The following is a 23,092-nucleotide window of genomic DNA, read 5'->3' as shown; positions in this document are numbered from 1 at the left end:
CTGAGTTTATTATATCAAAAGATAGAGTTGATTTATAGCAAAGTGATTGCGAAGCTATAAAAAGACTAGAGGATGGAAGAGTCCCCTCTTTCAATCGCTAGGAAATATGATATAATGAAGTGTTATCAAAAAGGTTTCATTAGCCTTGAAAGGATTAAAAAATGACTACAAAACAATCGTTTTATATTACGACACCTATTTATTATCCGTCTGGCAAGCTCCATATCGGGTCTGCCTATACGACTATTGCCTGCGACGTCTTGGCTCGCTACAAGCGCCTCATGGGCTATGATGTTTTTTATCTGACTGGTCTGGATGAACACGGTCAAAAGATCCAGCAAAAAGCTGAGGAAGCTGGTATCAGCCCGCAAGCTTACGTCGATGGCATGGCGGTTGGGGTCAAGGAACTCTGGAAACTGCTGGACATTTCGTATAATAAATTCATCCGAACGACCGATGACTACCACGAAAAGGTTGTGGCTGATGTCTTTGAAAAACTCTTGGCTCAAGATGATATCTACTTGGGTGAATATTCAGGCTGGTATTCTGTATCTGATGAGGAATTCTTCACTGAAAGCCAGCTGGCTGAAGTCTTCCGTGACGAAGCTGGAAATGTAACGGGTGGGATTGCGCCGTCTGGACATGAAGTGGAGTGGGTTTCGGAAGAGTCTTACTTCCTTCGTCTGAGCAAGTACCAGGACCGCTTGGTAGAATTTTTCAAATCACAGCCCGACTTTATCACACCTGATGGTCGTCTTAATGAAATGCTGAAAAACTTCATCGAGCCAGGCTTGGAAGACCTAGCCGTATCTCGGACAACCTTTACTTGGGGCGTGCCTGTGCCATCTAATCCTAAACACGTAGTTTATGTTTGGATTGATGCCCTGCTTAACTATGCGACAGCTCTTGGCTACGGTCAGGAAGACCATGCTAACTACGATAAATTCTGGAACGGAACAGTCTTCCACATGGTGGGCAAGGACATTTTGCGTTTCCACTCTATCTACTGGCCAATCCTTCTTATGATGCTTGATATTAAGCTGCCTGACCGCCTGATTGCTCACGGTTGGTTTGTCATGAAGGATGGCAAGATGTCTAAGTCTAAAGGAAACGTGGTCTATCCTGAAATGCTGGTGGAACGCTATGGCTTGGATGCCCTGCGATATTACCTCATGCGCAGCCTTCCGGTGGGATCTGATGGGACGTTCACACCTGAGGACTATGTAGGTCGTATCAACTACGAGTTAGCCAATGACCTTGGGAATCTCCTCAATCGTACTGTTTCCATGATTAACAAGTACTTTGACGGGCAAGTGCCAGCCTATGAAGAAAATGTAACAGACTTTGATGGTGCTCTGGTTCAGGTGGCAGCTGAATCCATCGCTGACTACTACAAACACATGGATGCGGTGGACTATCCACGCGCGCTGGAAGCAGTCTGGACGCTCATCTCCCGCACCAATAAATACATTGATGAAACCGCTCCTTGGGTTCTGGCAAAAGATGAAGCCAAGGTCAAAGAACTGGCAGCAGTCATGAGCCACTTGGCAGCCAGTCTTCGTGTTGTAGCGCACTTGATCGCACCTTTCATGATGGAAACCAGCAAGGCTGTCCTCAGTCAATTGGGCTTGCCTCAAGCAACGTCTCTGGAAAATCTAGCAATTGACCAGCTCTCAGCAGGACTGACAGTTGTAGAAAAAGGGACACCAATCTTCCCACGTCTGGATATGGAGGAAGAAATTGCCTATATCAAAGAACAAATGGAAGGCAACAAACCTGCACTTGAAAAAGAATGGAATCCAGAAGAAGTCGAGCTCAAACTTAATCGTGAAGCGATCAAGTTTGACGACTTTGACAAGGTAGAAATCCGTGTCGCAGAAGTCAAAGAGGTTTCTAAAGTTGAAGGCTCTGATAAGCTTCTTCAATTCCGATTGGATGCAGGAGACGGTGAAGACCGCCAAATCCTCTCTGGTATTGCTAAATACTATCCAAACGAGCAAGAATTGGTCGGCAAGAAAGTCCAAATCGTAGCCAACCTCAAACCGCGCAAAATGATGGGCCGCATCAGTCAAGGCATGATTCTCTCAGCCGAGCACGGCGACCAACTGACTCTCCTGACTGTGGACGAGAAAGTACCAAATGGAAGTTTGATTGGGTAGCAAACCAATCCCCCAGCAGCCTCCTGCTGGGGGATTTTGATGTATTATTCTCTTTGAGACCGCTTGACAAAAGGTATATATATTTATATAATTTTTATTGAAAAGATTTTAGGAGTTATATTATGAAAATAGTAAAAATTGCATCACTTGTTTTGTTGTTGCTTTTAATTGTCCTTCTTTTTCCGCTGAATCCCTATTTATCAGCGATTCTCGCTATAATTAGTCTTGGAACAGCATTTTTAATTCGGAGGAAATAGGATAATGAAAATAGTTAAGAATTTCATAAGAAAAGTTTTGGGAGCTAAGATTTACGTTTGGATTGTGGTAGCCATTCTCGCTATCTTTTTTGTTGTCGCAAAAACGTATAATATTATTGGGTACTTCCAAGGGAAAAATGTTTCAAATGAACAGACCCAAGTCTATACTCGAATCACTCACTTGGAAAAAGTTAATGAAAGTGTTTTTTTGAATGTTGGAATTCAAAAAGTTGAAACGATTGAGAAAGATAAAAAAATACCTGGTACCAATATCAGTATTCCATTATCTGTCAAGAAAGCAATCATCATTTTTAATTATACGGCTAAATTTGGAATTAAAGAAGGAGTCAAGGTTAGGAAAATCGCTGAGCATGAGTATGAATTGATTATCCCTAAATATGAAGTTATAGGAGTTGATGTTCCAGATAATCCCAAAGATCGATATAAACTATATAATACCAGCGGAGAGTTGTTAAGCGGAGCAACAGAAAATATTGATACGGGAGAGCATGTTATTAAGGAGCTCAGCAATAAAGAACAAGAAGAATATCTTAAACAATATAAAAATCTTATCACAGAATCAGCTGAGCAATATTATAGTGCTATTGTGACTGGTATTGACCCAGAAGCTAAAGTGACCTTCAAAAACGTGAATGAATAAGTCAATCTTAAAATCTTATAATTATTTCTAATCTAAAAGAATCGAGGCTGGGACAAAAAGATTTCAATTTTTAAAAATCTTAATTATTAAGCACTTCAAATCTATAATTAAATGCGAAAAGCGAACAAAGCAGAATTCTGATTACCAGAAAACTAGTTTTGTTCGCTTTTTATATTTGAGATCGGACTTTTGTCCCAGCTTCTTTCTTGGTTAGCTAGGATTTGGTATACCCATATTTAAGAGAGTAAAGTATCATCTTCAGTAGTCTCAGAGTTGTTTTCTTTTGGCTTTTCAGTATTGACAAAAGGGAGTTGATTGACAAACTGAGAGATATTTTCTCGGATTTCTTTTTGGATTTCCGCAGGCTTCAGCAGGTTCATGTCGTCTTTCCAAGACTGGTAGCGCATGTCTACCAGTAGTTTGGCGAGGCGCGACAGCATTTCCCGCTCTTGGTCTGTGAGGGCGTTGGCATTTTCAAAAACAGCTAAGATTTTGTTGAAATTTTCCAGCTTGGTGAGGTCATTGATGGAGCTGATACCAGCATCCAAGATGAGGCCGAAAAAGAGATCGAAAAAGTCTTTTAGTTCGTCATCAGAAATGCTATCTACCCAGTTTTTCAGCGTTTTATCTACTTGAAGGCTTTCTGGATTGAGATTATCTAGTAGGACAAAAGTCTGGCCGCTGATCTGCCAAGTGAAGGTATCGTGCTGGGCCAGACCGCCGATAGCTGTACTTTTGACAATCTGAGCCTGCTTGGGCGTTTCGAGCATCATTCCGACGATAGAGCCCTGCGGAATGTAGCGCTTTATCTTGTCTGAAATAGTCTGGTAGCCTTGACTGGTGATGACCGAGTGATTCAGTCCAGGTGCATCATAGCTGTAAATGCTCTGAATTCGCTCTTGATATTCTGGCTCGATCTGACTAGCAGCGTAGGATGCTAGATTGCCTCCTTTCGAGTGGCCCGTCAGGATGAATTGACCAGGCAGAGCATCCATGGCTTTTCGCAGATAATTGACCGCCGTTTTTTGAGCTGGGACCTGATCCATATAGGTCATGTGGAAGTCCTCTTTCCAGCCGATAATGGAATCATCGGTTCCGCGGAAGGTCAGGACATAGCTATCGGGCTTGATTTTGAAAATCATAGCTGCAAATTGCTTTTGAACATCAGGGTCAATATCATTGACATAGCCCATGAGCTTGATATTTTTGAAGCGGGTGGAGCTGGCTACCTTTTCTAAAAGTTTCAGACGATTTTTAGTCACTAACATGGACAAATCTTGAGGCACTTTTTCAGCAGCTTCAAACAAGCGGCAAGTACAATCAGGGGACATCTGATCAGACACGATCTGGTCAAAAGGCAGATAAGTTATCTCGGTCAGTATCAGCATATCCAGTTCATTAAAGGGGGTGTCGTAGATACTGTCGTAAGCTACTTGATCTAGGTAATCAAAAATTATTCCCATATTTATCTCCAATATTCTATCTTCTTCCAGTATAGCATAAGTGGGGCAGGTTGTCAGAAAGGAAAAAAGAAAAGAGCGGAAACCTGAAGATATCCTTCAGAATTTCCAGCTCTTTTGATCTAGTAAGCCTTACCGATGAGGATGGCGTAGATAAAGAATAAGGCGAAGCCAAAGAGGAAGATCAAACCAAGGATGGAAAGACCTTTTAGCCATTTGCTCAGATGTTTATTCTCGCTTGTAACGAGGAGATAGTTTAGAAGGGCAAAAAATGGAGTAGTCAGGAAGGAAGCAATCATGGCAAAACGAAGCATGAGAGCCACACTACCTTGGAAGAAGTAGATGATAACGCCACCGATAATAGCTGTAGCGGTCATCCAGATATGCAGAGTTTTTTGAGAAGTCTTCTCTTCATTGAGAAGAAGGCGTAGAGATTCAGCATTTACACGGGAATAGCCATCGATAACGGTAATAACCGTACCAAAGATACAGAGAAAGGCGATGAAAGTAATCAGAATCCGTGACCAGTCGCCAAGAACAGATGCGTACATCCCAACGAATTGCTGGATGTAGGCAGCACCAGCATCTTGAACTGCTTGACCAGTTGGATACTGGATGAGAGCGCCCATAGCGACAAAGAAGATGGCCAGAATGGCTGTACCAATATAGCCAACGTTAAAGTCAAAGAGTCCGTCCGTGACAGAGATATTGACAGATTTTCCTTTCTCAGCAGTCCAGAGGGAGTTGATTGCTGAAATCTCGATTGGAGCTGGCATCCAGCCCATTAGAGACACGATGAAAGGCAAGGCAGCCATTTGCCAAGGGGTCTTTTCAACGAAGTCTGCTCCGTACTCAGGATGCTTGATAATGGCAACGATGACTGCAATAACGGTTGCAAAGGTTAGAGCGGACATGATCCATTTGGCAAGGCCATCGAGGAACTTGTAGCCACCAAAGAGTAGCATTGCCCAGATCAGGATGATGAGGATCAGAGACCATTGAGTAATGCTGAGTCCAAGGGCGTTTGGAAAGGCGCTGGCGATGATAGCAGCACAGAGAATTCCGACCCCTGCTGTATTGACCAAAGCGGAGAAGACATTTAAAACGAAGAAGATGCCTAAGTAGACTCTCCCTTTTTGAGCATAACCTTCAACCAAGCTGTGACCAGTTTCTAAGGTGTACTCAGCACCGAAGCGAAAGAAGGGATATTTGAAGAGGTTGGCCAAGATGACCAGTCCCATCAAGGCCCAGCCATACTTGGCGCCTGCTTGAGCAGAGGAAACAATGTGCGAGCCACCAACAGCAGCAGAGGCCATGAGGATCCCAGGACCTAGGGCTTTCAGTTTAGACTGCCAGGTAGATGTCTGAGTTTGTTCTAGCATAATAATCTCCTTATTATAAAAAATGAATTTTCAGACAATTCTGAATGTAGTGTTATTTTATCTTTTTACTATACTTTTGTCAATACTCCTTGAAGGATTTCTTGAAATTTTCTGAAAACAATGTGAATCTCAGATCAAAAAAGTCTCTGTGATTTAAGGGAGAATTTGATATAATAGCAGTAAGAAAAATGAGTGAGGAAATGGAATGCACAAGATTTTACTGGTCGAGGATGATGCGGTCATCCGTCAAATGATCAAAAAAATGCTGGAGCAATGGGGCTATCAGGTTGTGGCGATTGAAGATTTTATGCAGGTTTTGACAACCTTTGTCAAGGAGGAGCCCCAGCTGGTGCTGATGGATATTGGCCTGCCCCTCTTTAACGGCTACCATTGGTGCCAGGAAATTCGGAAGATTTCGACGGTGCCGATTATGTTTCTGTCTTCGCGTGACCAGTCCATGGATATCGTTATGGCCATCAATATGGGCGCAGATGACTATGTGACCAAGCCTTTTGACAATAACGTCTTTCTGGCCAAGGTTCAAGGCCTGCTGCGACGTTCATACGAGTTTGGGACAGATCAAAGTCTTTTGGAATATCAGGGCGTGATTTTAAATCTTAAATCCATGGATTTGGTTTATGAGGGCGAGCTTGTAACGTTGACCAAGAATGAATTTCAGATTTTACGGGTGCTCTTTGAGCATTCTGGCAGCATTGTGGCACGTGATGACTTGATGAAGGAGCTCTGGAACAGCGATTTCTTTATCGACGACAATACCTTGTCCGTCAATGTTGCCCGCCTGCGCAAGAAGCTGGAGGAGCACGGTCTGAAGCATTTTATTGAGACGAAAAAAGGGATAGGGTACGGTTTAACCAATGGACATGCAGGATAAATTTTTCTTTTTGAAGCATCATCTGTACTCCCGTCGCTTCATCTTGTTGCTCTTGCTGATTGTATTTTCGATTATGGGGATGTTTGCCTTTATTTTCGAAGATGGGCGTAGTCTGCTAGAGTATCAGCTGCTCTTAGCCTTTCTCCTTGCTAGCTTTTTCTTGGGAATGGATCTCGCTAGTGCCTATAAGGAATACCGCAACCAGCTCTTTTATGCCTCAGGTCGTCCTCAGACAGCCTTAGAGGTTCTCCTTTTTGAGAAACTGGCTCTTTTGGAAATGGACAAGAAGAACCGTGCGATTGAGGAGAGGGAGAAGCTAAATGACCTGATGGACTACTATACGCTCTGGGCTCATCAGATTAAGACGCCTATTGCGGCTAGTTCATTGCTGGTCAGAGAAATTGAGGACAAGAAGGTCAAGAATCAGCTGGAGCAAGAGCTCTTTAAGATCGAGTCCTATGTCAATATCGTCTTGCAGTATCTTCGTTTGGAGAGTTTCCACGAGGATTTGGTCTTGAAAAAGGAAAATCTTGAAGACTTGGTCAAGGAGATTGTCAAGAAGTATGCGATTTTCTTTATCCAAAAGGGCTTGAGTCTCAATCTACATGATTTGGACCGAACCATCATCACAGATAGGAAATGGTTCGTCGTTATTTTAGAGCAAGTGTTGTCAAATAGTCTGAAATATACCAGTCAAGGCGGAATTGAGATTTATTTTCAGGAGGATACGCTTTATATCAAGGACAGCGGTCTGGGCATTCAGGATGCGGATTTGCTGCGGGTTTTCGAGCGAGGTTTTTCGGGCTATAATGGCCGTTTGACCCAGCAGTCGTCTGGTTTGGGGCTTTATCTGTCCAAGAAAATCGCAGATGAACTGGGGCATCAGATCAGCATCGCTTCTCAAGTCGGACAGGGAACGACTGTCATGATTAGTTTTTCAGAGAAGAAGATGATATTTGAATAAGGCATTCTTACAAATTTGTAAGGTTGGCCAGTGAAATTGAAAGGTTAGGTTATGGTACCGACCTTTCTTTTTTTGTAAGATAGATGTATAAAGAAGACAAGGAGATATGAAATGAAAACAAGAGGATTCAATGCTTTCCAACTCAAGCTTTTCATGGCCTTTTTAATGGTTTTTGATCATATTGGTAAGATTCCAGGGCTTTTGCCGACAGGTTGGGACGGGATTTTTCACCTGCTGACTCGCTGTGTAGCTGCTTGGTTTGCTTTTAGCGCAGTAGAAGGCTTTCTGCATACGCGCAACCGCTTGGCCTACAATGCACGCTTGTTTATCTGGGCGGCTATTATGCAGCTGGGCAATACCATCTTAACGATACTCTTTCATAGCAAGGGAATTCATCTTGAGAATAATATCTTTCTCAGCTTAGCCTGCGGCGTTCTGGTGCTCAATCTTGTATTTGGTCTCTCCAAAAATGGTGAAGAGATTATGGATGAGAAACGCTATTTGCGGATTGGAGCGGCAGTCTTAATTGGTTTGGCAGGAGTTTTTTTGACAGAAGGCGGCATGACCATTATTCCTTTGATGCTGATTAGCTATATCTTCCGCAATCAGCCTGCTCTCAGAACTCTTTCTTACATGGTCTTGGCTTTTCTGCTCTTTTGCCTAAGCATTGAAATCTACCCAACCATGGGAGCGACCCTTTCGATGATGCTCTACAATTCAGACTGGGCCTTTATTACCGTCTTGCCCTTCCTCCATCTCTACAATGGCGAGAGAGGCTATAATGGTAAGTGGGGCAAATATTTCTTCTATGTCTTTTACCCAGCCCATCTCTGGGTCATCGCACTGATTGCTTATCTGGTGCAGAGATAAAAATATTGGCATTTAAAAATTAGTAAAATGTGGAAATAAAGCTGTTTCTGTATTAAAATGGAATTATAGAAAAGGAGATCATGATGACCTTATTAGACGTACAACACGTGAAAAAAATTTATAAGACTCGCTTTCAGGGCAGCCAAGTAGAGGCGTTGAAAGACATTCACTTTACGGTAGAAAAAGGCGAATATGTCGCCATAATGGGTGAGTCAGGATCTGGTAAATCCACCTTGCTCAACATCCTAGCTATGTTGGACAAGCCAACTGAGGGCCGCGTCTTTCTGAATGGAACTGACACGGCAACCATCAAAAACAGCCAGGCTTCCAGCTTCCGCCGGGAGAAATTAGGCTTTGTCTTTCAAGATTTCAACCTTTTGGATACCTTATCGGTCAAGGATAATATCCTGCTGCCGCTAGTCCTCTCTCGTCGTCCCATTACCGAGATGATGCAAAAGCTGGTCGCAACCTGCAACGAGCTGGGGATTAACAAACTCCAAGAAAAGTTTCCTTATGAAATTTCTGGTGGTCAGAAGCAACGGGTGGCAGTTGCCCGCGCTATCATTACTGAGCCTGAGATTTTGCTAGCGGATGAGCCGACAGGAGCCTTGGACTCTAAGTCTTCGGCTGCTCTCTTGGATGTCTTTGACGACATCAATGACCGCGGCCAAACCATTCTCATGGTAACTCACTCGACTTCGGCGGCTAGTCGGGCCAAGCGGGTGCTCTTTATAAAAGACGGGATTCTCTACAATCAAATCTTCCGCGGCAACAAGACCGAGCGGCAGATGTTCCAAGAGATTTCCGATACTCTGACAGTCATGGCAAGTGAGGTGGGCAATTATGTTCAAACTAACGAGTAAACTGGCTTTATCAAATCTGATCAAAAATCGCAGTTTGTATTATCCATTTGCCTTGGCAACGGTACTGGCAACAGCGATTTTGTATAGTTTTGTCTCACTGGCTCACAGTCCAAATATGGAAACTTCTTATGGTGGTACAGCAGCTCGCATGACTTTGCAGTTTGGTATCCAAGTCATTCAGATTGCCGTCCTTATCCTTATCACCTATGCCAATAGCTTTGTCATGAAGAACCGTTCGCGTGAGCTTGGTGTCTATAGTGTGCTAGGGATGGAGAAGCGTCACTTGCTGCTCATGACCTTCTTTGAACTCTGTGTCTTTTATCTGGCTACAGTCGGTCTGGGTATCTTGTCTGGCCTAGCTTTAGATAAGATGCTCTATGCAGTCCTTTTGAAATTGATGGGAATGCCGGCAGTTCTTGCCTCGACCTTCCAATGGCAGAATGTCTGGATGACTCTAGCTAGTCTAGGTGTCGCTTTTGCGGTGATTTTGTTGCTCAACTCTACGCGACTTCTGCGCTATAGCTCTCTTAATTTAATGAAAGAAAAGAAAGCAGGCGAGAAGAAGGGACGCTTCCTTTGGGTGCAAACCTTGCTGGGGCTCTTGCTCATGGGAGTGGCTTATTACATGGCTTTGACCGTTACCAAACCTGTCGCTGCTATCGGCAATTTCTTTGTAGCTGTGATCATGGTTATCCTAGCAACCTATCTGCTTTTTAATGCCGGTTCGATTACACTATTGCAATTTCTCAAAAAGCGCAAAGGCTACTACTATAAAACGCAGAATTTCATTTCTGTTTCCAATCTCATCTCGCGGATGCGTAAAAATGCGGCAGGATTGGCAACCATCTCCATTCTATCTACCATGCTCCTTGTGACTTTGGTTGGTACAATCAATATCTATGTTGGAGGTCAGGATTATATTACTACCTTGCATCCAAAGGATTACAATGTTAGCGTCGTCTTGCCGAAATCAACCGATCAGAAAGAGACTCTGTTGGACAAGGTTCAGCAAGTCGCTCAGGACACAGGTCTGAAGAAGCCAAGCTATACTACCTATCTCTATCAATCAGCCTTCATCATGAAATTAGCTGGTAATGATGTGACGGTTCCAATGCAAAGCGAGCTGGATTCGGATCCAAGTATCTTGACCAAGTCTGCTGGTACGATTACGGTCATCAATCGTCAGGATTATGAAAAAATGACAGGGAAAAAGATAGATTTGGCAGATGATGAAACTCTTGTCTATGGAAAAAATGTTTCCTTAAATAAGGACAAGCCACTCCGAGTAAATGGTAAAGACTGGAAGATTAAGCAGATTTTACCGTCGAATTTCACGCATGGGGAAATCCCTAATCCAAACGACGTGGCCATGGAACAGGGCCTCTATATGGTGGTCAATGATAGTAAAGAAGTAGGGCTTAATGTTGCACACTATTACTACATTGGAGTTGCTTCAGAGACTAAGGGCAGTAAGAAATTTGTCGAGCAAGTTCAGCTGGGACTGAGGGACACTTTGGATCAGGAACAGGCCCAAGATGGTAGCTACGCAATGGCTAGTGACCGTCATAGCGCAGAAAAGAGCTATCAGGAACTTACTGGAACTTTGCTCTTCATCGGTGTCTTCCTCTCCGTTATCTTCCTTCTAGGAGCTGTTCTTGTGATTTACTACAAGCAAATCTCTGAAGGATATGAAGACCGCGATGGCTTTATCATCTTGCAAAAAGTTGGTTTAGATGAAAAGCAGACTAGAAGTACCATTCGCAAGCAGATTTTGACTGTTTTCTTCCTACCTCTCATCTTTGCTTTTCTACATATAGCAGCAGTCTTTCATATGCTGCGCTTGATTGTTGCTCTACTAGGTGTGACCAATATTCCTCTCTTAATTCAGACAACACTTGCAACTTGCGGCGTCTTCCTCCTGACCTATATTTTAGTATTCTTACTAACTTCCCGCAGTTACCGCAAGATTGTCGCCCGCTAATAAGTTTCCCTGACCTCTGGTCGGGGATTTTTTGGTGTCTGGATTTTTACCTCTCATCTCCCTCATTTTACCGCTTATCCAAAAAGCTGAGATTTTTCAAAAAAGACTTGCTATCATAGTTTCAGAAGTTAAGGACAGGAGAAAATATCATGTTAGTAGAAACGAAAAATCTAACCAAAGTTTATGGCGATAAGGTAGCGGTTAACGGCTTGAATTTAGAAATTGAGGCAGGTAGTTTTACAGCAATTCTGGGTCCTAATGGAGCTGGCAAGTCGACAACGATTCAGATGTTGATTGGACTTTTACAGCCAACATCAGGACAAATCATTTATGCAGAACAAGCCAAGCTGGGTGTGGTTTTCCAAAACAGTGTACTGGATGCCAATTTGACAGTAGTTGAAAATCTGCAAATCCGTGCCAAGCAGTACAAGCAGGTGGAAGCAGGCAAGCTTGAGCAGTTGATCGAGCAACTGGGTCTGACTAACTTTGCCAAACAGCGCTATGGTACACTTTCTGGCGGACAAAAGCGACGGGTGGACATTGCGCGAGCCCTGCTCAATAGCCCTGACCTACTTTTTCTGGATGAGCCAACGACAGGCTTGGATATCCAGACCAGAGAAAGCATCTGGAAGCTGCTCAAAGACTTGCAGCAGACGGAAAACATGACCGTAGTCCTGACCACCCACTATCTCAATGAAGCCGACGATGCAGATAAGATTTATATCGTAGACCATGGTCAAGTCATTGCGCAAGGCTCTGCTGACCAGATCAAGGAGCGCTATGCCCGCAATGTTTTGCGGCTTTTGACCTCAGATTCAGAGGACTTGAAGGCTACTTTGCCGACTAGCTGTGAATGGGAGCAAGGCAAGGAAAATGAGTTTTTCTTTTATCCTGAGACGACGAAGGAAGCCTTGACTTTACTGAGCCAGCTTGGCCCTTATATTGAACAATTTGAATTTCAAGCAGGGACGATGGATGATGCCTTTATGGCTCTGACAGGAAGAGAGGTACGTTAAATGTTAATGTTGATCAAACGAAATTTTTTACTCTATTTTCGCAATCATAGTGGGGTGATTCTATCTCTCTTTGGAGCCATTATTCCCTTTGTTTTATATCTGGTTTTTCTAAAGAACAACATGAAAGGATCTTGGTCAGACAGTAGCCATGCGACGGAGTTGCTCGACTTCTGGTTGATTAGCGGAACGCTGGCAGTCACCGCCTTGACAACCACCCTATCAGCTTTTTCACAACAAACTGAAGACCGGGAAAGAAAGGTGACCGCTGACCTCTTTATCACAGATTTGGGGCAATGGGGCTTGCGGTTTAGCTACTTAATCAGTGCCTTTGTGATTGGCTTTGTCATGCAAGTTTTCATGTTTGCTGTCATGCTGACCTACTTTATTCTAGCGGATAAGATTTCCTTTGACTGGTCGCTGCTTCCCCAGCTGCTCTGCCTTATGTTACTCAATAGCTTGCTGGCTAGTCTCCTCAATGCGCTAGTTGTTCCTTATTTCAAATCGGTGAATTCCTTGGGGCAATACGCAACGGTAATCGGTGCGGCCTCTGGTTTTCTAGTAGGAACTTATATTCCGATTGGGACTCTGCCCAGCCTGGCTCAAAATCTCATGAAACTGACTCCCTCAACCTACATGGCTTCCCTTTTCAGACAAGTCCTGATGAAGGATTCTCTGACTGAAGTTTTTGCGGACCAGGATCAGCTCCAGCAAGAATTTGAGAAGCTCCTAGGTATCCGTATTGAATGGCAAAAACTCTTGACAAGCCAAGAAACATACTATATAGTTGGGGTAGTGCTCACGGCAGCAGCCCTGTTCTGGCTAGGTCAAAATTGGCTGCTGAATCGACGGATGAGCTTCAAGTAAAGAAAGTAGGAGGCTTAGGTTTGCAGACAAGATTTGAAGAAGATGCTCAGATTTCCTCCCAAGACCCGCTGGTGGTCGTGAGAGCGGATCAGCTGGCTGGTGAGGCAAAGACCGTCCTAGACTATCTGGAAAACTTCAAGGCTGGTCCAAGTGGTGTCCTGCCTGTTAAGTCGGATGATAAGCTGGTCATGCTCAAGACAGAGGATATTATCCTGGCCGATATTAATCAGACAACCCTGATGATTTACAGTACCGAGGGCATTTACACAACGACAGAAACGTTGACTCGTTTTCAAAATCGTCTCAATAGTCGCAATTTCATTCAGGTGTCGCGGCATGCAGTCATTAATATCGATCATCTGGAATCCTTGTCGGATAGCTTTTCGGGCAATATGACTGCCAAGCTGACCAATCAGCTCAAAACTGATGTCAGTCGCCGCTATGTCAAATTGCTTATGGACTATTTGGGAATTTAGGAGAAAAATTATGACCTTTAAAAAAATTCTTATCGGTATGCAGGATGGTCTGAGAACAGGTAGTTTGGTCTTTCTGCTGGTAGGCCTGTTCTCAGGAAAAATATTTTCGTTGACTCCTAGCTCTATTCTCAGTGTCCTCCTTGTCAGCGCCTTAATCGGAGTAGCAAGCTATATTTTTGATGCGACAGATCGCTTTCCATTTCCTTTCCTACTTTTCTGCCACTTTGTAGTGACTGCAACTATCGTTTGTTTGGCCATGATCTGCAATGACTGGGGAAGTATGCTTTTCGGCTGGTTCTTCTGGCTAAACTTTATTTTGATTTACCTCTTGGTTTGGTTTCTTGTTTCTATCGATTCGATGATCAAAACCAAGAAAATCAACGAGGCCTTGAAAAATCGTAGAAAACACTAATGTATCCAAGACGCAAGCAAGTTTAACGAGACCTTGCTTGTTTTTTTATTTAACAAAGGCGCTATTCTCTCAAACTTCCGTCTTCCTTTCAAAGTATGATTTCCGCCTTTCTTGACAAAGATTTTTAAAGTGTTATAATGTGAATGAATATAAAATAAAATTCATTCAGAGCGGGAGAGAGTCATGGACAAAAAAGCTGAATTATTGGCTGAGGCTAGGCAGGTGTTTGCTGAGAAAGGCTATAAAAAGACGAATATTTCAGATATTACCAAGCGTGCCGGCATGGCTGTTGGCTCCTTTTATAAGTATTATGAGTCCAAGGAAGCTATTTTTTTAGAGGTCTATGTGGCGGAGAATAACCGCATACGTGAGGAAACCATGCAGCGCGTGGATTGGCAAGGTGAACCTGAGGCAGTCGTTGAACAGCTCTTTGCAGTCACTTTTGAGTTGATTTCGCCTAATAAAATTTTGGCTGAGTGGAGCAAGCCGGGCATTTCTCAGATCTTGCACGACTACTATAATCAGGATGCTGGCCGCGCGGCCAATGCCTTTCACCAGTTTCTGATTCAGACTTTCAGCCAGCGCTTGCAGGAGAAGGGCTTTTCACAGGAGGAAGTCGCCCAAATCATGAAGGCTTACGATTTGATCTACTACATTGACATGCATGTGACAGAGCAGGATTTTCCAGGTTATTTTGAGAGTATCGAGACCTTGGTGAAATATTTTTTAAAGGGAATTTTTGCTAAATAAAAATTTCCTTTTCTTGGAAGATGATGTGAATGAATTTATAAGAATATTCATTCAGATAAGGAGGTGGATTTGTGTGATATAGAGCGATGGAGAAAGCAAATTAGAGGAAAATATTTTTTTTGAGAAGGTTTGAATGAATATTATAATCTATTCATTCAAGTTAGAAAGTGAGGAAATAATGATGAAACAAGGTGGAATGCTGTTGAGTGGAAGGACTATTTTGGCTCTTTGCCTAGTTGTGATTGGTCTGTTGACCCTTGGTTATGGTGGGGTGGAATTTGGACTTGGTCTGAGTTTGGGCTTTCAATCTTTTTTGATTGGTGGTCTTATTTGTATCTTGCTTGGATTGCTCGTGATGCCAGGTGTAGCAGTAGCTGTCAAGCTGGTGGTCTTGGCCTTGACGGCGATCAGTATCTTGCTCTATATTCACAGTATGCCTGATTTGGCAATTCTCTTACAACTGATATCGGATGTAGTGGTTGTAGGCTTTGCTGCTTTTCTAGCAGTGCTTCTTTTGAGAAAGTAGGAGGAAAAAATGATTGTAGTTTATGATTCAGTAACGGGAGTTGGGAAGCAATTTGCAGAATCGCTGGGCTATCCGACACAAAGCATCAAGGAAAAGTTGGAAGAACCTTGCATTCTCATTACGCGAAATGCTGGGGCTGGGAAAATTCCCTGGTCCACTAAGCGCTTTATTAAGAAACATTCAAGCCTGATTAAAGGTTTTGTCAATAATGGAGATTCGGTGAAGCATGGACGGACCTTCTGCGGGGCGACACCTTTGATTATCGAAAAATATAGGCTGGCGCATATCTGCGATATTGACCGAGGTGGCAAGGAAGAGGACATCAAACTTGTGCAGGAATACTTGGCTAAACTCTAAGAACAGATTATTTATATGATAAATCTATAAGGAAAGGATGGGTGATAATCACTCATCCTTTTTATAGGAATGTTCGATAAAGTTTGTTTTTCTCCTAATTTTAGGAAAAACGCTCAAAAATATAAAAAAGCTTCTTAGTTTATTGAGATAAGCTATCTTGTTTTATAAAATAGGAGGGAAACGATTATAAAAAGTAAAACGTTTTCTTAAGAATGGAAGCGGTTACTAAAAGAAAAAGAAGGAGGATCCTATGGGAAAGGATCATTGGAATCGAAAGAGAGTTTATAGCATAAGAAAGTTTTCTATTGGCGTTTGCTCGATAGTTATTGGGACTTGCTTCCTCTTATTTGGAGCGAGTGTTGCGGGAGCAAGTCCAGTTTATGCCGAGGAAACAACTGCGTTGGTTGTTGCAGAAAAGCCTATGGAGGAAAAGCCCGTTGAGGAAGAAGTCACTGCTGAACCAGTGACAAATCAGGCAGCTGAGCCTGTTGTGCATTCTCAGGAAGAAAAAAAAGAAGAAAGTCCTCAGCTTTCTAAAGCGGTGGAGGAAGTTTCAACAGCATCTCAAAATGGAGCAAAAGAGAATGCTCAAGAAGCTACTCAAGAAAAAGCTGCTCAGCCTGAGATAAAATCTGCGACCAAGGAAGAAGTGAGCCAAATGATCGAAGACAGAAAAGTGAATTTTAATCAGAATTGGCACTTTAAATTAAATGCTAATGCTAAGGAAGCTGTCCAAGCTGAGACGGATGTCACATCATGGAAAAAATTGGATCTGCCTCATGACTGGAGTATCCACTTTGATTTTGACCATGAGTCGCCTGCACAGAATGAAGGTGGCCAGCTCAATGGTGGAGATGCTTGGTATCGTAAGCCTCTGAAATTAGACGAAAAAGATCTTGATAAAAATGTTCGTCTCACATTTGATGGTGTCTATATGGATTCGCAGGTCTTTGTCAATGGCCAGCTGGTCGGGCATTATCCTAATGGTTATAACCAATTTTCATACGATATTACTCAATACCTCCACAAAGATGGTCGGGAAAATGTCATCGCTGTGCACGTTGTCAACAAGCAACCGAGCAGCCGTTGGTATTCAGGAAGCGGGATCTACCGTGATGTGAGTTTGCAAGTGACAGATAAGGTTCATGTTGAGAAAAATGGTACAACTATCTTAACGCCAGAACTTGAGAAACAACAAAACGGTAAGGTCGCTACTCATGTGACGAGTAAGATTGTCAATACAGACGATAAAGACCATGAAATCACAGCAGAATATCAGATTGTCAGACGTGGTGGTGAGGCAGTCACAGACCTCATCCGTACTGCTAGCCAAAAGATAAAAGCCCACGAAAGCCGTGCCATTCAGGCAAGCTTAGAAGTAGAAAAACCGGAATTGTGGACTGTGTTTAATGACAAGCCTGCCTTGTATGAGCTGGTAACACGGGTCTATCGTGATGGTCAGCTAGTTGATGCGAAGAAAGACTTGTTTGGCTATCGTTATTACAATTGGACTCCAAACGAAGGTTTCTCCCTCAATGGCCAGAAGGTCAAGTTCCACGGAGTATCCTTGCACCATGACCACGGGTCTCTAGGAGCAGAGGAAAACTATAAGGCTGAGTATCGTCGCCTCAAGCAAATGAAGGAGATGGGGGTCAACTCCATTCGTACGACCCACAATCCTGCTAGTGAACAGACTTTGCAGATTGCGGCAGAGCTGGGTCTGATGGTCCAAGAAGAGGCTTTTGATACTTGGTATGGAGGTAAGAAGCCTTATGACTACGGCCGTTTCTTTGAAAAAGATGCGACTCACCCAGAAGCTAAAAAGGGTGAAAAATGGTCTGACTATGACTTGCGGACCATGGTTGAAAGAGGAAAAAATAATCCTGCCATCGTTATGTGGTCAATTGGAAATGAAATCGGTGAAGCTAACGGAGATGCTCATTCGTTAGCGACGGTTAAGCGTTTGGTTAAGGTCATTAAGTCAGTTGATAAGACCCGCTATGTCACGATGGGGGCTGACAAATTCCGCTTTGGTGATGGCAGTGGTGGTCATGAAAAGATCGCAGATGAACTGGATGCAGTTGGCTTTAACTACTCAGAAGATAATTACAAAGCCTTACGTGCCAAACATCCAAACTGGTTGATTTATGGTTCTGAAACGTCTTCGGCTACCCGTACGCGTGGCAGCTATTTCCATCCAGAGCAAGAATGGGTCGGAAGCAATCAGTCTTGGCGCAACTATGAGCAGTCTGACTATGGAAATGACCGTGTTGGTTGGGGTAAAACGGCAACCGCTTCTTGGACCTTTGACCGAGATAATGCGGGCTATGCAGGACAATTTATCTGGACAGGTACAGACTATATCGGTGAGCCAACTCCTTGGCACAACCAAAACAACACACCTGTGAAAAGCTCTTATTTTGGAATAGTGGACACGGCGGGTATTCCGAAAAATGACTATTACCTTTACCAAAGTCAGTGGGTTTCAGCTAAGAAGAAACCGATGGTTCACCTGCTTCCTCACTGGAACTGGGAAGATCAAGACTTGGCAGACAATGTTGCAGATGCTGAAAATAAAATACCAGTTCGTGCATACTCCAATGCTGCTAGCGTTGAATTGTACTTGAACAACCAATCTTTGGGAGTCAAGAAATTTAATAAAAAAGAAACCAGCGATGGTCGTAGCTATCAAGAAGGAGCAAATCCTCAAGAGCTCTACCTTGAGTGGAAAGTGGCTTATCAGCCGGGAACTCTGGAAGCTGTAGCTCGTGACGACCAAGGTAGAGAAATTGCCCGCGACAAGATTGTCACAGCAGGTCAGCCAGCAGGAGTGCGCTTGGTTAAGGAAGAGCACGCTATCGCAGCAGATGGAAAAGACTTGACCTATATCTACTATGAAATCGTCGACCGTGACGACAATGTCGTGCCAACTGCTAATAACCTCGTTCGCTTCCAGTTGCATGGACAAGGCCAACTTGTCGGTGTAGACAATGGTGAGCAAGCTAGTCGTGAACGTTACAAGGAACAAGCAGACGGCTCTTGGATCCGCAAAGCCTTTAACGGTAAGGGAGTTGCCATTGTCAAATCAACAGACCAAGCCGGTAAATTCACGCTGACTGCCCATTCTGGTTTATTAAAATCAGACCAAGTGACGGTCTTTACTGGCAAAGACGAGCAGAAAGAAAAGACTGTTTTGGGTACAGAAGTGCCAAAAGTTCGTACAGTTTTGGGACAAGCTCCAAGCTTGCCAGCGACAGTTCCTTTTGTTTACAGTGACGGTAGTCGTGCAGAACGCCCTGTAACTTGGTCACAAGCAGACGTTAGCCACTCAGGCATTGTAACCGTTAAAGGAGAGGCAGACGGTCGCCAAGTAGAAGCACGTGTGGAAGTTTTAGCCGTTGAAGGAGAATTGCCAGTCATCAAACGAGTAGCTCCAGGAACGGACTTGAGCAGTGTAGACAAGTCGATCCCTCTTGCTCTAACTGACGGCAGTGTCGAACATTATGATGTAGATAAATGGGAAATTGCGCCAGAAGATCAAGCTAAACTGTCTGTAGCAGGTTCACGTATTCTAATGACCGGTCATTTAGCAGGCGATACCATTTCTGCTACCTTGCTCGTGGAAGACGGACAAGCCGCTGGGCCTGTGACGCCACTAGTGACTGTGGATGGTGAGGCAGTATCGGACCTGACTAGTCAAAAACCAGTCCATTATCAGAGCCTTGCCTATGGAGCGCAGCTCCCTTCAGTGGCGGCTACAGCTGAAAATGCGGATGTGACAGTGGTTCAAGCTAGTGCTTCAAACGGTATGCGTGCGAACATTTATGTCCAGCCAAAAGATGGCGGAGCCCTGCAAACTTATGCGGTGCAATTCCTTGAAGAAGCACCGAAAATTGACCATTTGAGTCTCCAAGTTGAGCAAGCTGACGGTCTCAAAGAAGACCAGACTGCCCAATTAACTGTTTTGGCTCACTATCAAGATGGCACTCAGGCAGTTTTACAGGCAGATAAGGTGGCCTTCTCTACGAAAGGTGAAGGAGAAGTTGCCGTTCGTAAAGGAAGCTTGGAACTACACAAGCCAGGAAATGTGACTTTGAAAGCAGAGTATGACGGTGCTGAAGGGCAAGTGGAGTTAGCGATTCAAGCCAATACGGAGAAGAAAGTGGTTCAAGCAGTCCGCCCAGTTCATGTGGTAACAGACTTGCATCAAGAACCAAAACTGCCAACAACCGTGACGGTTGAGTACGACAAAGGTTTCCCTAAAGTTCATAAGGTTACTTGGCAGGCTGTCGAAAAAGAAAAACTTAATCGCTACCACACTTTTGAAGTGGTCGGAAAAGTTGAAGGTATTGAGCAGGAAGCGCGTGCTAAGGTGTCTGTGGAAGGCATTGTCGCAGTAGAGGAAGTCAGCGTGACAACTCCACTTGCGGAAGCACCACACCTGCCAGAGAGTGTCCGGACTTACCATTCAAATGGGCAAGTTTCTTCAGCAAAAGTTGCTTGGGACGCTATTTCGCCAAGTCAATATCAAAAAGAAGGCGTCTTCACGGTCACTGGTCAGGTAGAAGGCACTCAGTTGCCAACCAAACTCCATGTCCGTGTCTCTGATAAGACCGAAAATGGAGCCAATATTTCGGACCAATGGACAGGTTCAGAATTGCCGCTGGCCTTTGCTTCGGACTCTAATCCAAGTGACCCAGTATCTTATGTTAATGATAAGGTGATTTCTTACAATGACCAACCAGCCAATCGTTGGACAAACTGGAACCGACAAGATGAGGCTTCAGTTGGCGTTCTCTTCGGAGATTCTGGTATTATGACCAAGCGGGCAGTAGACAATCTAAACGTAGCCTTCCACGAAGATCACGGCGTTGGGGCTCCGAAATCCTACGTGATCGAGTATTATGCTGGCAAGGCCGTGCCGACCGCGCCTAAAAATCCTAGCTTTGTCGAAAGCGAGGAGCATGTCTTCAACGATGCTGCCAACTGGAAACCAGTGACCAACCTCAAAGCACCAGATCAACTCAAAGCTGGGGAAATGAATCACTTTAACTTTGATAAAGTCGATACTTATGCCCTTCGGATTCGTATGGTAAGAGCGGATGACAAGTGGGGAACCTCGATCACAGAAGTCCAAATCTTCTCGAAACAAGTGGTTGCAGCGAAAGAGGCAGAAACTCGTATCCAAGTGGCTGGTCAAGACTTGCCAAACTTTAACCCAAGCTTGACTGACTATTATCTCCCAGCTAATGACGGAAGAGTACCAGCAGTAACTGCTAGTGTCAGCAATAATGGTCTGGCAACAGTCGTGCCAAGTGTCCATGAGGGAGATCCTGTTCGTGTTGTCGTGAAGGCAGAAAATGGGGATATCCTCGGGGAATACCGTCTCCACTTTACAAATGATAAAGACTTGCTGGCTCGCAAACCAGTAGCAGCAGTGAAACAGTCTCGCTTGCTTCACCTAGGTCAAAGTCTAGACTTGCCAAACAAAGTTCCCGTTTACTTCACTGGTAAATCAGACTATGAAGTCAAAGACCTGACTGTTGAGTGGGAGCCAGTTCCAGCTGAAAATCTGGCAAAAGCTGGTGAATTCATTGTTCGAGGGCGCCTGCTAGGTAGTGGCCTACCTGTCGAGCTCTCTGTCCGAGTGACCGATAAGCAGGGCGCGTCCGTGTCAGACAATCCATATTATGATGAAAATGGCAATCAAGCTTTTGCTTCAGCAACCAATGATATTGACCCAGGTTCTCATGACCGTGTGGACTATATCAATGATGGGGATCATGATGACAGTCGTCGTTGGACCAACTGGTCTGCTACTCCGTCAGCGAATCCAGAAGTCTCAGCAGGTGTTATCTTCAAGGACCAAGGTAAGATTGTCAAGCGGACGGTCGTTCAAGCCAAACTGCGCTTCTTTGCCGATAGCGGAACAGATGCACCATCTAAGCTTGTTTTAGAGCGCTATGTTGGACCAGATTTTGATGCTCCTGTCTATTACTCAAACTATCAAGCCTACGAGCCAAATCATCCGTTTAACAACCCTGACAACTGGGAAGCTGTTCCATATAACATCAACCAAGAAATCCAGGCAGGTACTGAACTTACAGCAAGCTTTAACGCTGTCAAGTCGAAAGCAATGAGATGGCGAATGGAAAGAAAAGATAACAAGAATGGAGTTGCTCTGACGGAGATGACCTTCTTGGCACCAAGCGAATTGGCTAAGGAAAGTACAAATTCTAAGATTTTGGTAGATGGAAAAGAACTGCCAGACTTCTCTCATGAGCGTCAGAATTACCAAGTGACTTATATCGGTCAACGTCCGAAGATCACAGTAGCAGAAAGCGACCAAGTAGCTTCAACAGTTGTGGATAGTGGAGATGATTATTTGCCAGTCTTGGTGCGCCTTGTTTCAGAAAATGGTAAGCAGGTTAAGGAATACCGCATCCAATTGACCAAGGAAAAACCAGTGACTGGGAAAACTGCAGCCGCTGTCCAAGAGGAGCTTCCAAGTCTAGAAGTCCTCGAACAAGAGCTCAACTTCCAAACAGTTGAAAAAGAGGATCCGACGCTCAAACTAGGAGAAAGTCGTGTAGTTCAAGAAGGCCAAAATGGTCAGGAACGAGTTCTCACAGAAGTTTATCCAGATGGTAAGCGAGAAGAGAAGCTACGAGAAGTTCTCCAAGCTCCGACAGATAGAATCGTACTCGTCGGAACGAAGGAAGAGACTCCACAGAAATCACCTGAACATCATCATGTGACTCCTCAAAAATCAGAAGAGACTGGTAAGGGCGAAACTCGGATTGTAGAAGTTGAGAAAGGTCAAAGTCCGACTCAGTCAGCTGCAGAAAGACCTGCTCAAGCATCGGAAAAATCCGAAGAAGAACCAAAGGCTGAAGAAGCAAAACAAAAGATTGAAGAAACAAAATCGGAAGCTAGAAAAGCAAGTCAAACAGACAGTGATCGTTTGCCAAACACAGGAAATCGTTCTGCACAGCTAGCAGCACTGGCAGGAATGGGATTGTTAGGCTTAGTAGCTAGTCTTGTAGCAAAACTAAAGAAAAAAGAAGATTAAGTCTCTAGAAGATTAATCTTGACAACTAAAGCTGTCGCATGAAAGACCAAGGTAGATGCCTTGGTCTTTTTTGCTGTTTTTCTAGGGAATTGTAGAAAATAGAGCAACTGAACTATCAATCGTCAAATTT

Annotated in this window: 18 protein-coding genes; 16 read left to right on the top strand and 2 right to left on the bottom strand. The window is 43.9% G+C overall.

Features of this window, described 5'->3' with window-relative positions; genetic code table 11:
• Window positions 1-161: 161 nt before the first annotated feature.
• The 3 genes from metG (at window position 162) to O3644_RS05530 (ending at window position 3,077) form a co-directional block, all read left to right on the top strand.
• On the top strand, window positions 162-2,159 hold the full coding sequence (gene metG, locus O3644_RS05540; protein WP_371595260.1) for a methionine--tRNA ligase: 1,998 nt from the start codon (window positions 162-164) through the stop codon (window positions 2,157-2,159).
• Window positions 2,160-2,281: 122 nt separating this feature from the next.
• Window positions 2,282-2,416: a hypothetical protein gene (locus tag O3644_RS05535; RefSeq protein WP_371595259.1), complete on the top strand. Its 135-nt coding sequence runs from the start codon at window positions 2,282-2,284 to the stop codon at window positions 2,414-2,416.
• A gap of 4 nt (window positions 2,417-2,420) precedes the next feature.
• A complete protein-coding gene (locus O3644_RS05530; RefSeq protein ID WP_371595258.1) occupies window positions 2,421-3,077 on the top strand; it encodes a DUF4230 domain-containing protein in 657 nt (218 codons plus the stop codon).
• Between the two features lie 236 nt (window positions 3,078-3,313).
• On the opposite strand, the gene O3644_RS05525 is transcribed toward O3644_RS05530, so the two are convergent.
• Both O3644_RS05525 and O3644_RS05520 read right to left on the bottom strand, forming a co-directional pair.
• On the bottom strand, window positions 3,314-4,540 hold the full coding sequence (locus O3644_RS05525; protein WP_371595257.1) for a DUF2974 domain-containing protein: 1,227 nt from the start codon (window positions 4,538-4,540) through the stop codon (window positions 3,314-3,316).
• 119 nt (window positions 4,541-4,659) lie between these two features.
• On the bottom strand, window positions 4,660-5,919 hold the full coding sequence (locus O3644_RS05520) for an NRAMP family divalent metal transporter (protein ID WP_371595256.1): 1,260 nt from the start codon (window positions 5,917-5,919) through the stop codon (window positions 4,660-4,662).
• Window positions 5,920-6,124: 205 nt separating this feature from the next.
• Between O3644_RS05520 and O3644_RS05515 the strand changes: the two genes are divergently transcribed.
• The 13 genes from O3644_RS05515 (at window position 6,125) to bgaA (ending at window position 22,962) form a co-directional block, all read left to right on the top strand.
• Window positions 6,125-6,811 (top strand): response regulator transcription factor, encoded by a 687-nt coding sequence (locus O3644_RS05515; protein ID WP_037615348.1) that lies wholly within the window; start codon window positions 6,125-6,127, stop codon window positions 6,809-6,811.
• Complete coding sequence (locus O3644_RS05510) at window positions 6,795-7,775, top strand: sensor histidine kinase (RefSeq protein WP_371595255.1); 981 nt, start codon at window positions 6,795-6,797, stop codon at window positions 7,773-7,775. Before O3644_RS05515 ends, O3644_RS05510 begins: the two co-directional genes overlap by 17 nt.
• Window positions 7,776-7,886: 111 nt before the next feature.
• Entirely contained in the window at window positions 7,887-8,645 is a 759-nt protein-coding gene (locus O3644_RS05505) for a TraX family protein (protein ID WP_371595254.1), read from the top strand.
• Window positions 8,646-8,728: 83 nt separating this feature from the next.
• Window positions 8,729-9,508 (top strand): ABC transporter ATP-binding protein, encoded by a 780-nt coding sequence (locus O3644_RS05500; protein ID WP_125382176.1) that lies wholly within the window; start codon window positions 8,729-8,731, stop codon window positions 9,506-9,508.
• Window positions 9,489-11,489, top strand: a complete 2,001-nt coding sequence (locus O3644_RS05495; protein WP_371595253.1) for an FtsX-like permease family protein — start codon at window positions 9,489-9,491, stop codon at window positions 11,487-11,489. Before O3644_RS05500 ends, O3644_RS05495 begins: the two co-directional genes overlap by 20 nt.
• Before the next feature lie 149 nt (window positions 11,490-11,638).
• A complete protein-coding gene (locus O3644_RS05490; RefSeq protein WP_371595252.1) occupies window positions 11,639-12,505 on the top strand; it encodes an ATP-binding cassette domain-containing protein in 867 nt (288 codons plus the stop codon).
• The gene (locus tag O3644_RS05485) at window positions 12,506-13,369 is read left to right on the top strand and encodes an ABC transporter permease (RefSeq protein WP_148887085.1); all 864 of its coding nucleotides are present in this window, start codon (window positions 12,506-12,508) and stop codon (window positions 13,367-13,369) included. It abuts the gene before it with no gap.
• A gap of 20 nt (window positions 13,370-13,389) precedes the next feature.
• Entirely contained in the window at window positions 13,390-13,845 is a 456-nt protein-coding gene (locus O3644_RS05480) for a LytTR family DNA-binding domain-containing protein (RefSeq protein ID WP_371595251.1), read from the top strand.
• A gap of 10 nt (window positions 13,846-13,855) precedes the next feature.
• Entirely contained in the window at window positions 13,856-14,257 is a 402-nt protein-coding gene (locus O3644_RS05475) for a DUF3021 domain-containing protein (RefSeq protein WP_371595250.1), read from the top strand.
• 183 nt (window positions 14,258-14,440) lie between these two features.
• The gene (locus tag O3644_RS05470; RefSeq protein ID WP_125387424.1) at window positions 14,441-15,007 is read left to right on the top strand and encodes a TetR/AcrR family transcriptional regulator; all 567 of its coding nucleotides are present in this window, start codon (window positions 14,441-14,443) and stop codon (window positions 15,005-15,007) included.
• A gap of 178 nt (window positions 15,008-15,185) precedes the next feature.
• On the top strand, window positions 15,186-15,533 hold the full coding sequence (locus O3644_RS05465) for a hypothetical protein (protein WP_048766513.1): 348 nt from the start codon (window positions 15,186-15,188) through the stop codon (window positions 15,531-15,533).
• A gap of 9 nt (window positions 15,534-15,542) precedes the next feature.
• Complete coding sequence (locus tag O3644_RS05460; RefSeq protein ID WP_048766516.1) at window positions 15,543-15,890, top strand: class Ib ribonucleoside-diphosphate reductase assembly flavoprotein NrdI; 348 nt, start codon at window positions 15,543-15,545, stop codon at window positions 15,888-15,890.
• 250 nt (window positions 15,891-16,140) lie between these two features.
• Window positions 16,141-22,962 (top strand): LPXTG-anchored adhesin/beta-galactosidase BgaA, encoded by a 6,822-nt coding sequence (gene bgaA / locus O3644_RS05455; protein WP_371595249.1) that lies wholly within the window; start codon window positions 16,141-16,143, stop codon window positions 22,960-22,962.
• The last annotated feature ends 130 nt before the right edge of the window (window positions 22,963-23,092 follow it).

The organism is Streptococcus sp. 27098_8_113, from assembly GCF_041432545.1.
Taxonomy (GTDB): Bacteria; Bacillota; Bacilli; order Lactobacillales; family Streptococcaceae; genus Streptococcus.
Note: the sequence above shows the minus strand (reverse complement) of the source record. Positions and strands in the feature narration are given on the sequence as shown.

Coding starts and splice junctions, on each gene's coding strand:
- bgaA (WP_371595249.1), top strand. CDS start 16,141: ATGGGAAAGGATCATTGGAATCGAAAGAGAGTTTATAGCATAAGAAAG.
- O3644_RS05470 (WP_125387424.1), top strand. CDS start 14,441: ATGGACAAAAAAGCTGAATTATTGGCTGAGGCTAGGCAGGTGTTTGCT.
- O3644_RS05495 (WP_371595253.1), top strand. CDS start 9,489: ATGTTCAAACTAACGAGTAAACTGGCTTTATCAAATCTGATCAAAAAT.
- O3644_RS05500 (WP_125382176.1), top strand. CDS start 8,729: ATGACCTTATTAGACGTACAACACGTGAAAAAAATTTATAAGACTCGC.
- O3644_RS05525 (WP_371595257.1), bottom strand. CDS start 4,540: ATGGGAATAATTTTTGATTACCTAGATCAAGTAGCTTACGACAGTATC.
- O3644_RS05530 (WP_371595258.1), top strand. CDS start 2,421: ATGAAAATAGTTAAGAATTTCATAAGAAAAGTTTTGGGAGCTAAGATT.
- O3644_RS05510 (WP_371595255.1), top strand. CDS start 6,795: ATGGACATGCAGGATAAATTTTTCTTTTTGAAGCATCATCTGTACTCC.
- metG (WP_371595260.1), top strand. CDS start 162: ATGACTACAAAACAATCGTTTTATATTACGACACCTATTTATTATCCG.
- O3644_RS05475 (WP_371595250.1), top strand. CDS start 13,856: ATGACCTTTAAAAAAATTCTTATCGGTATGCAGGATGGTCTGAGAACA.
- O3644_RS05505 (WP_371595254.1), top strand. CDS start 7,887: ATGAAAACAAGAGGATTCAATGCTTTCCAACTCAAGCTTTTCATGGCC.
- O3644_RS05535 (WP_371595259.1), top strand. CDS start 2,282: ATGAAAATAGTAAAAATTGCATCACTTGTTTTGTTGTTGCTTTTAATT.
- O3644_RS05520 (WP_371595256.1), bottom strand. CDS start 5,919: ATGCTAGAACAAACTCAGACATCTACCTGGCAGTCTAAACTGAAAGCC.
- O3644_RS05460 (WP_048766516.1), top strand. CDS start 15,543: ATGATTGTAGTTTATGATTCAGTAACGGGAGTTGGGAAGCAATTTGCA.
- O3644_RS05490 (WP_371595252.1), top strand. CDS start 11,639: ATGTTAGTAGAAACGAAAAATCTAACCAAAGTTTATGGCGATAAGGTA.
- O3644_RS05515 (WP_037615348.1), top strand. CDS start 6,125: ATGCACAAGATTTTACTGGTCGAGGATGATGCGGTCATCCGTCAAATG.
- O3644_RS05465 (WP_048766513.1), top strand. CDS start 15,186: ATGATGAAACAAGGTGGAATGCTGTTGAGTGGAAGGACTATTTTGGCT.
- O3644_RS05485 (WP_148887085.1), top strand. CDS start 12,506: ATGTTAATGTTGATCAAACGAAATTTTTTACTCTATTTTCGCAATCAT.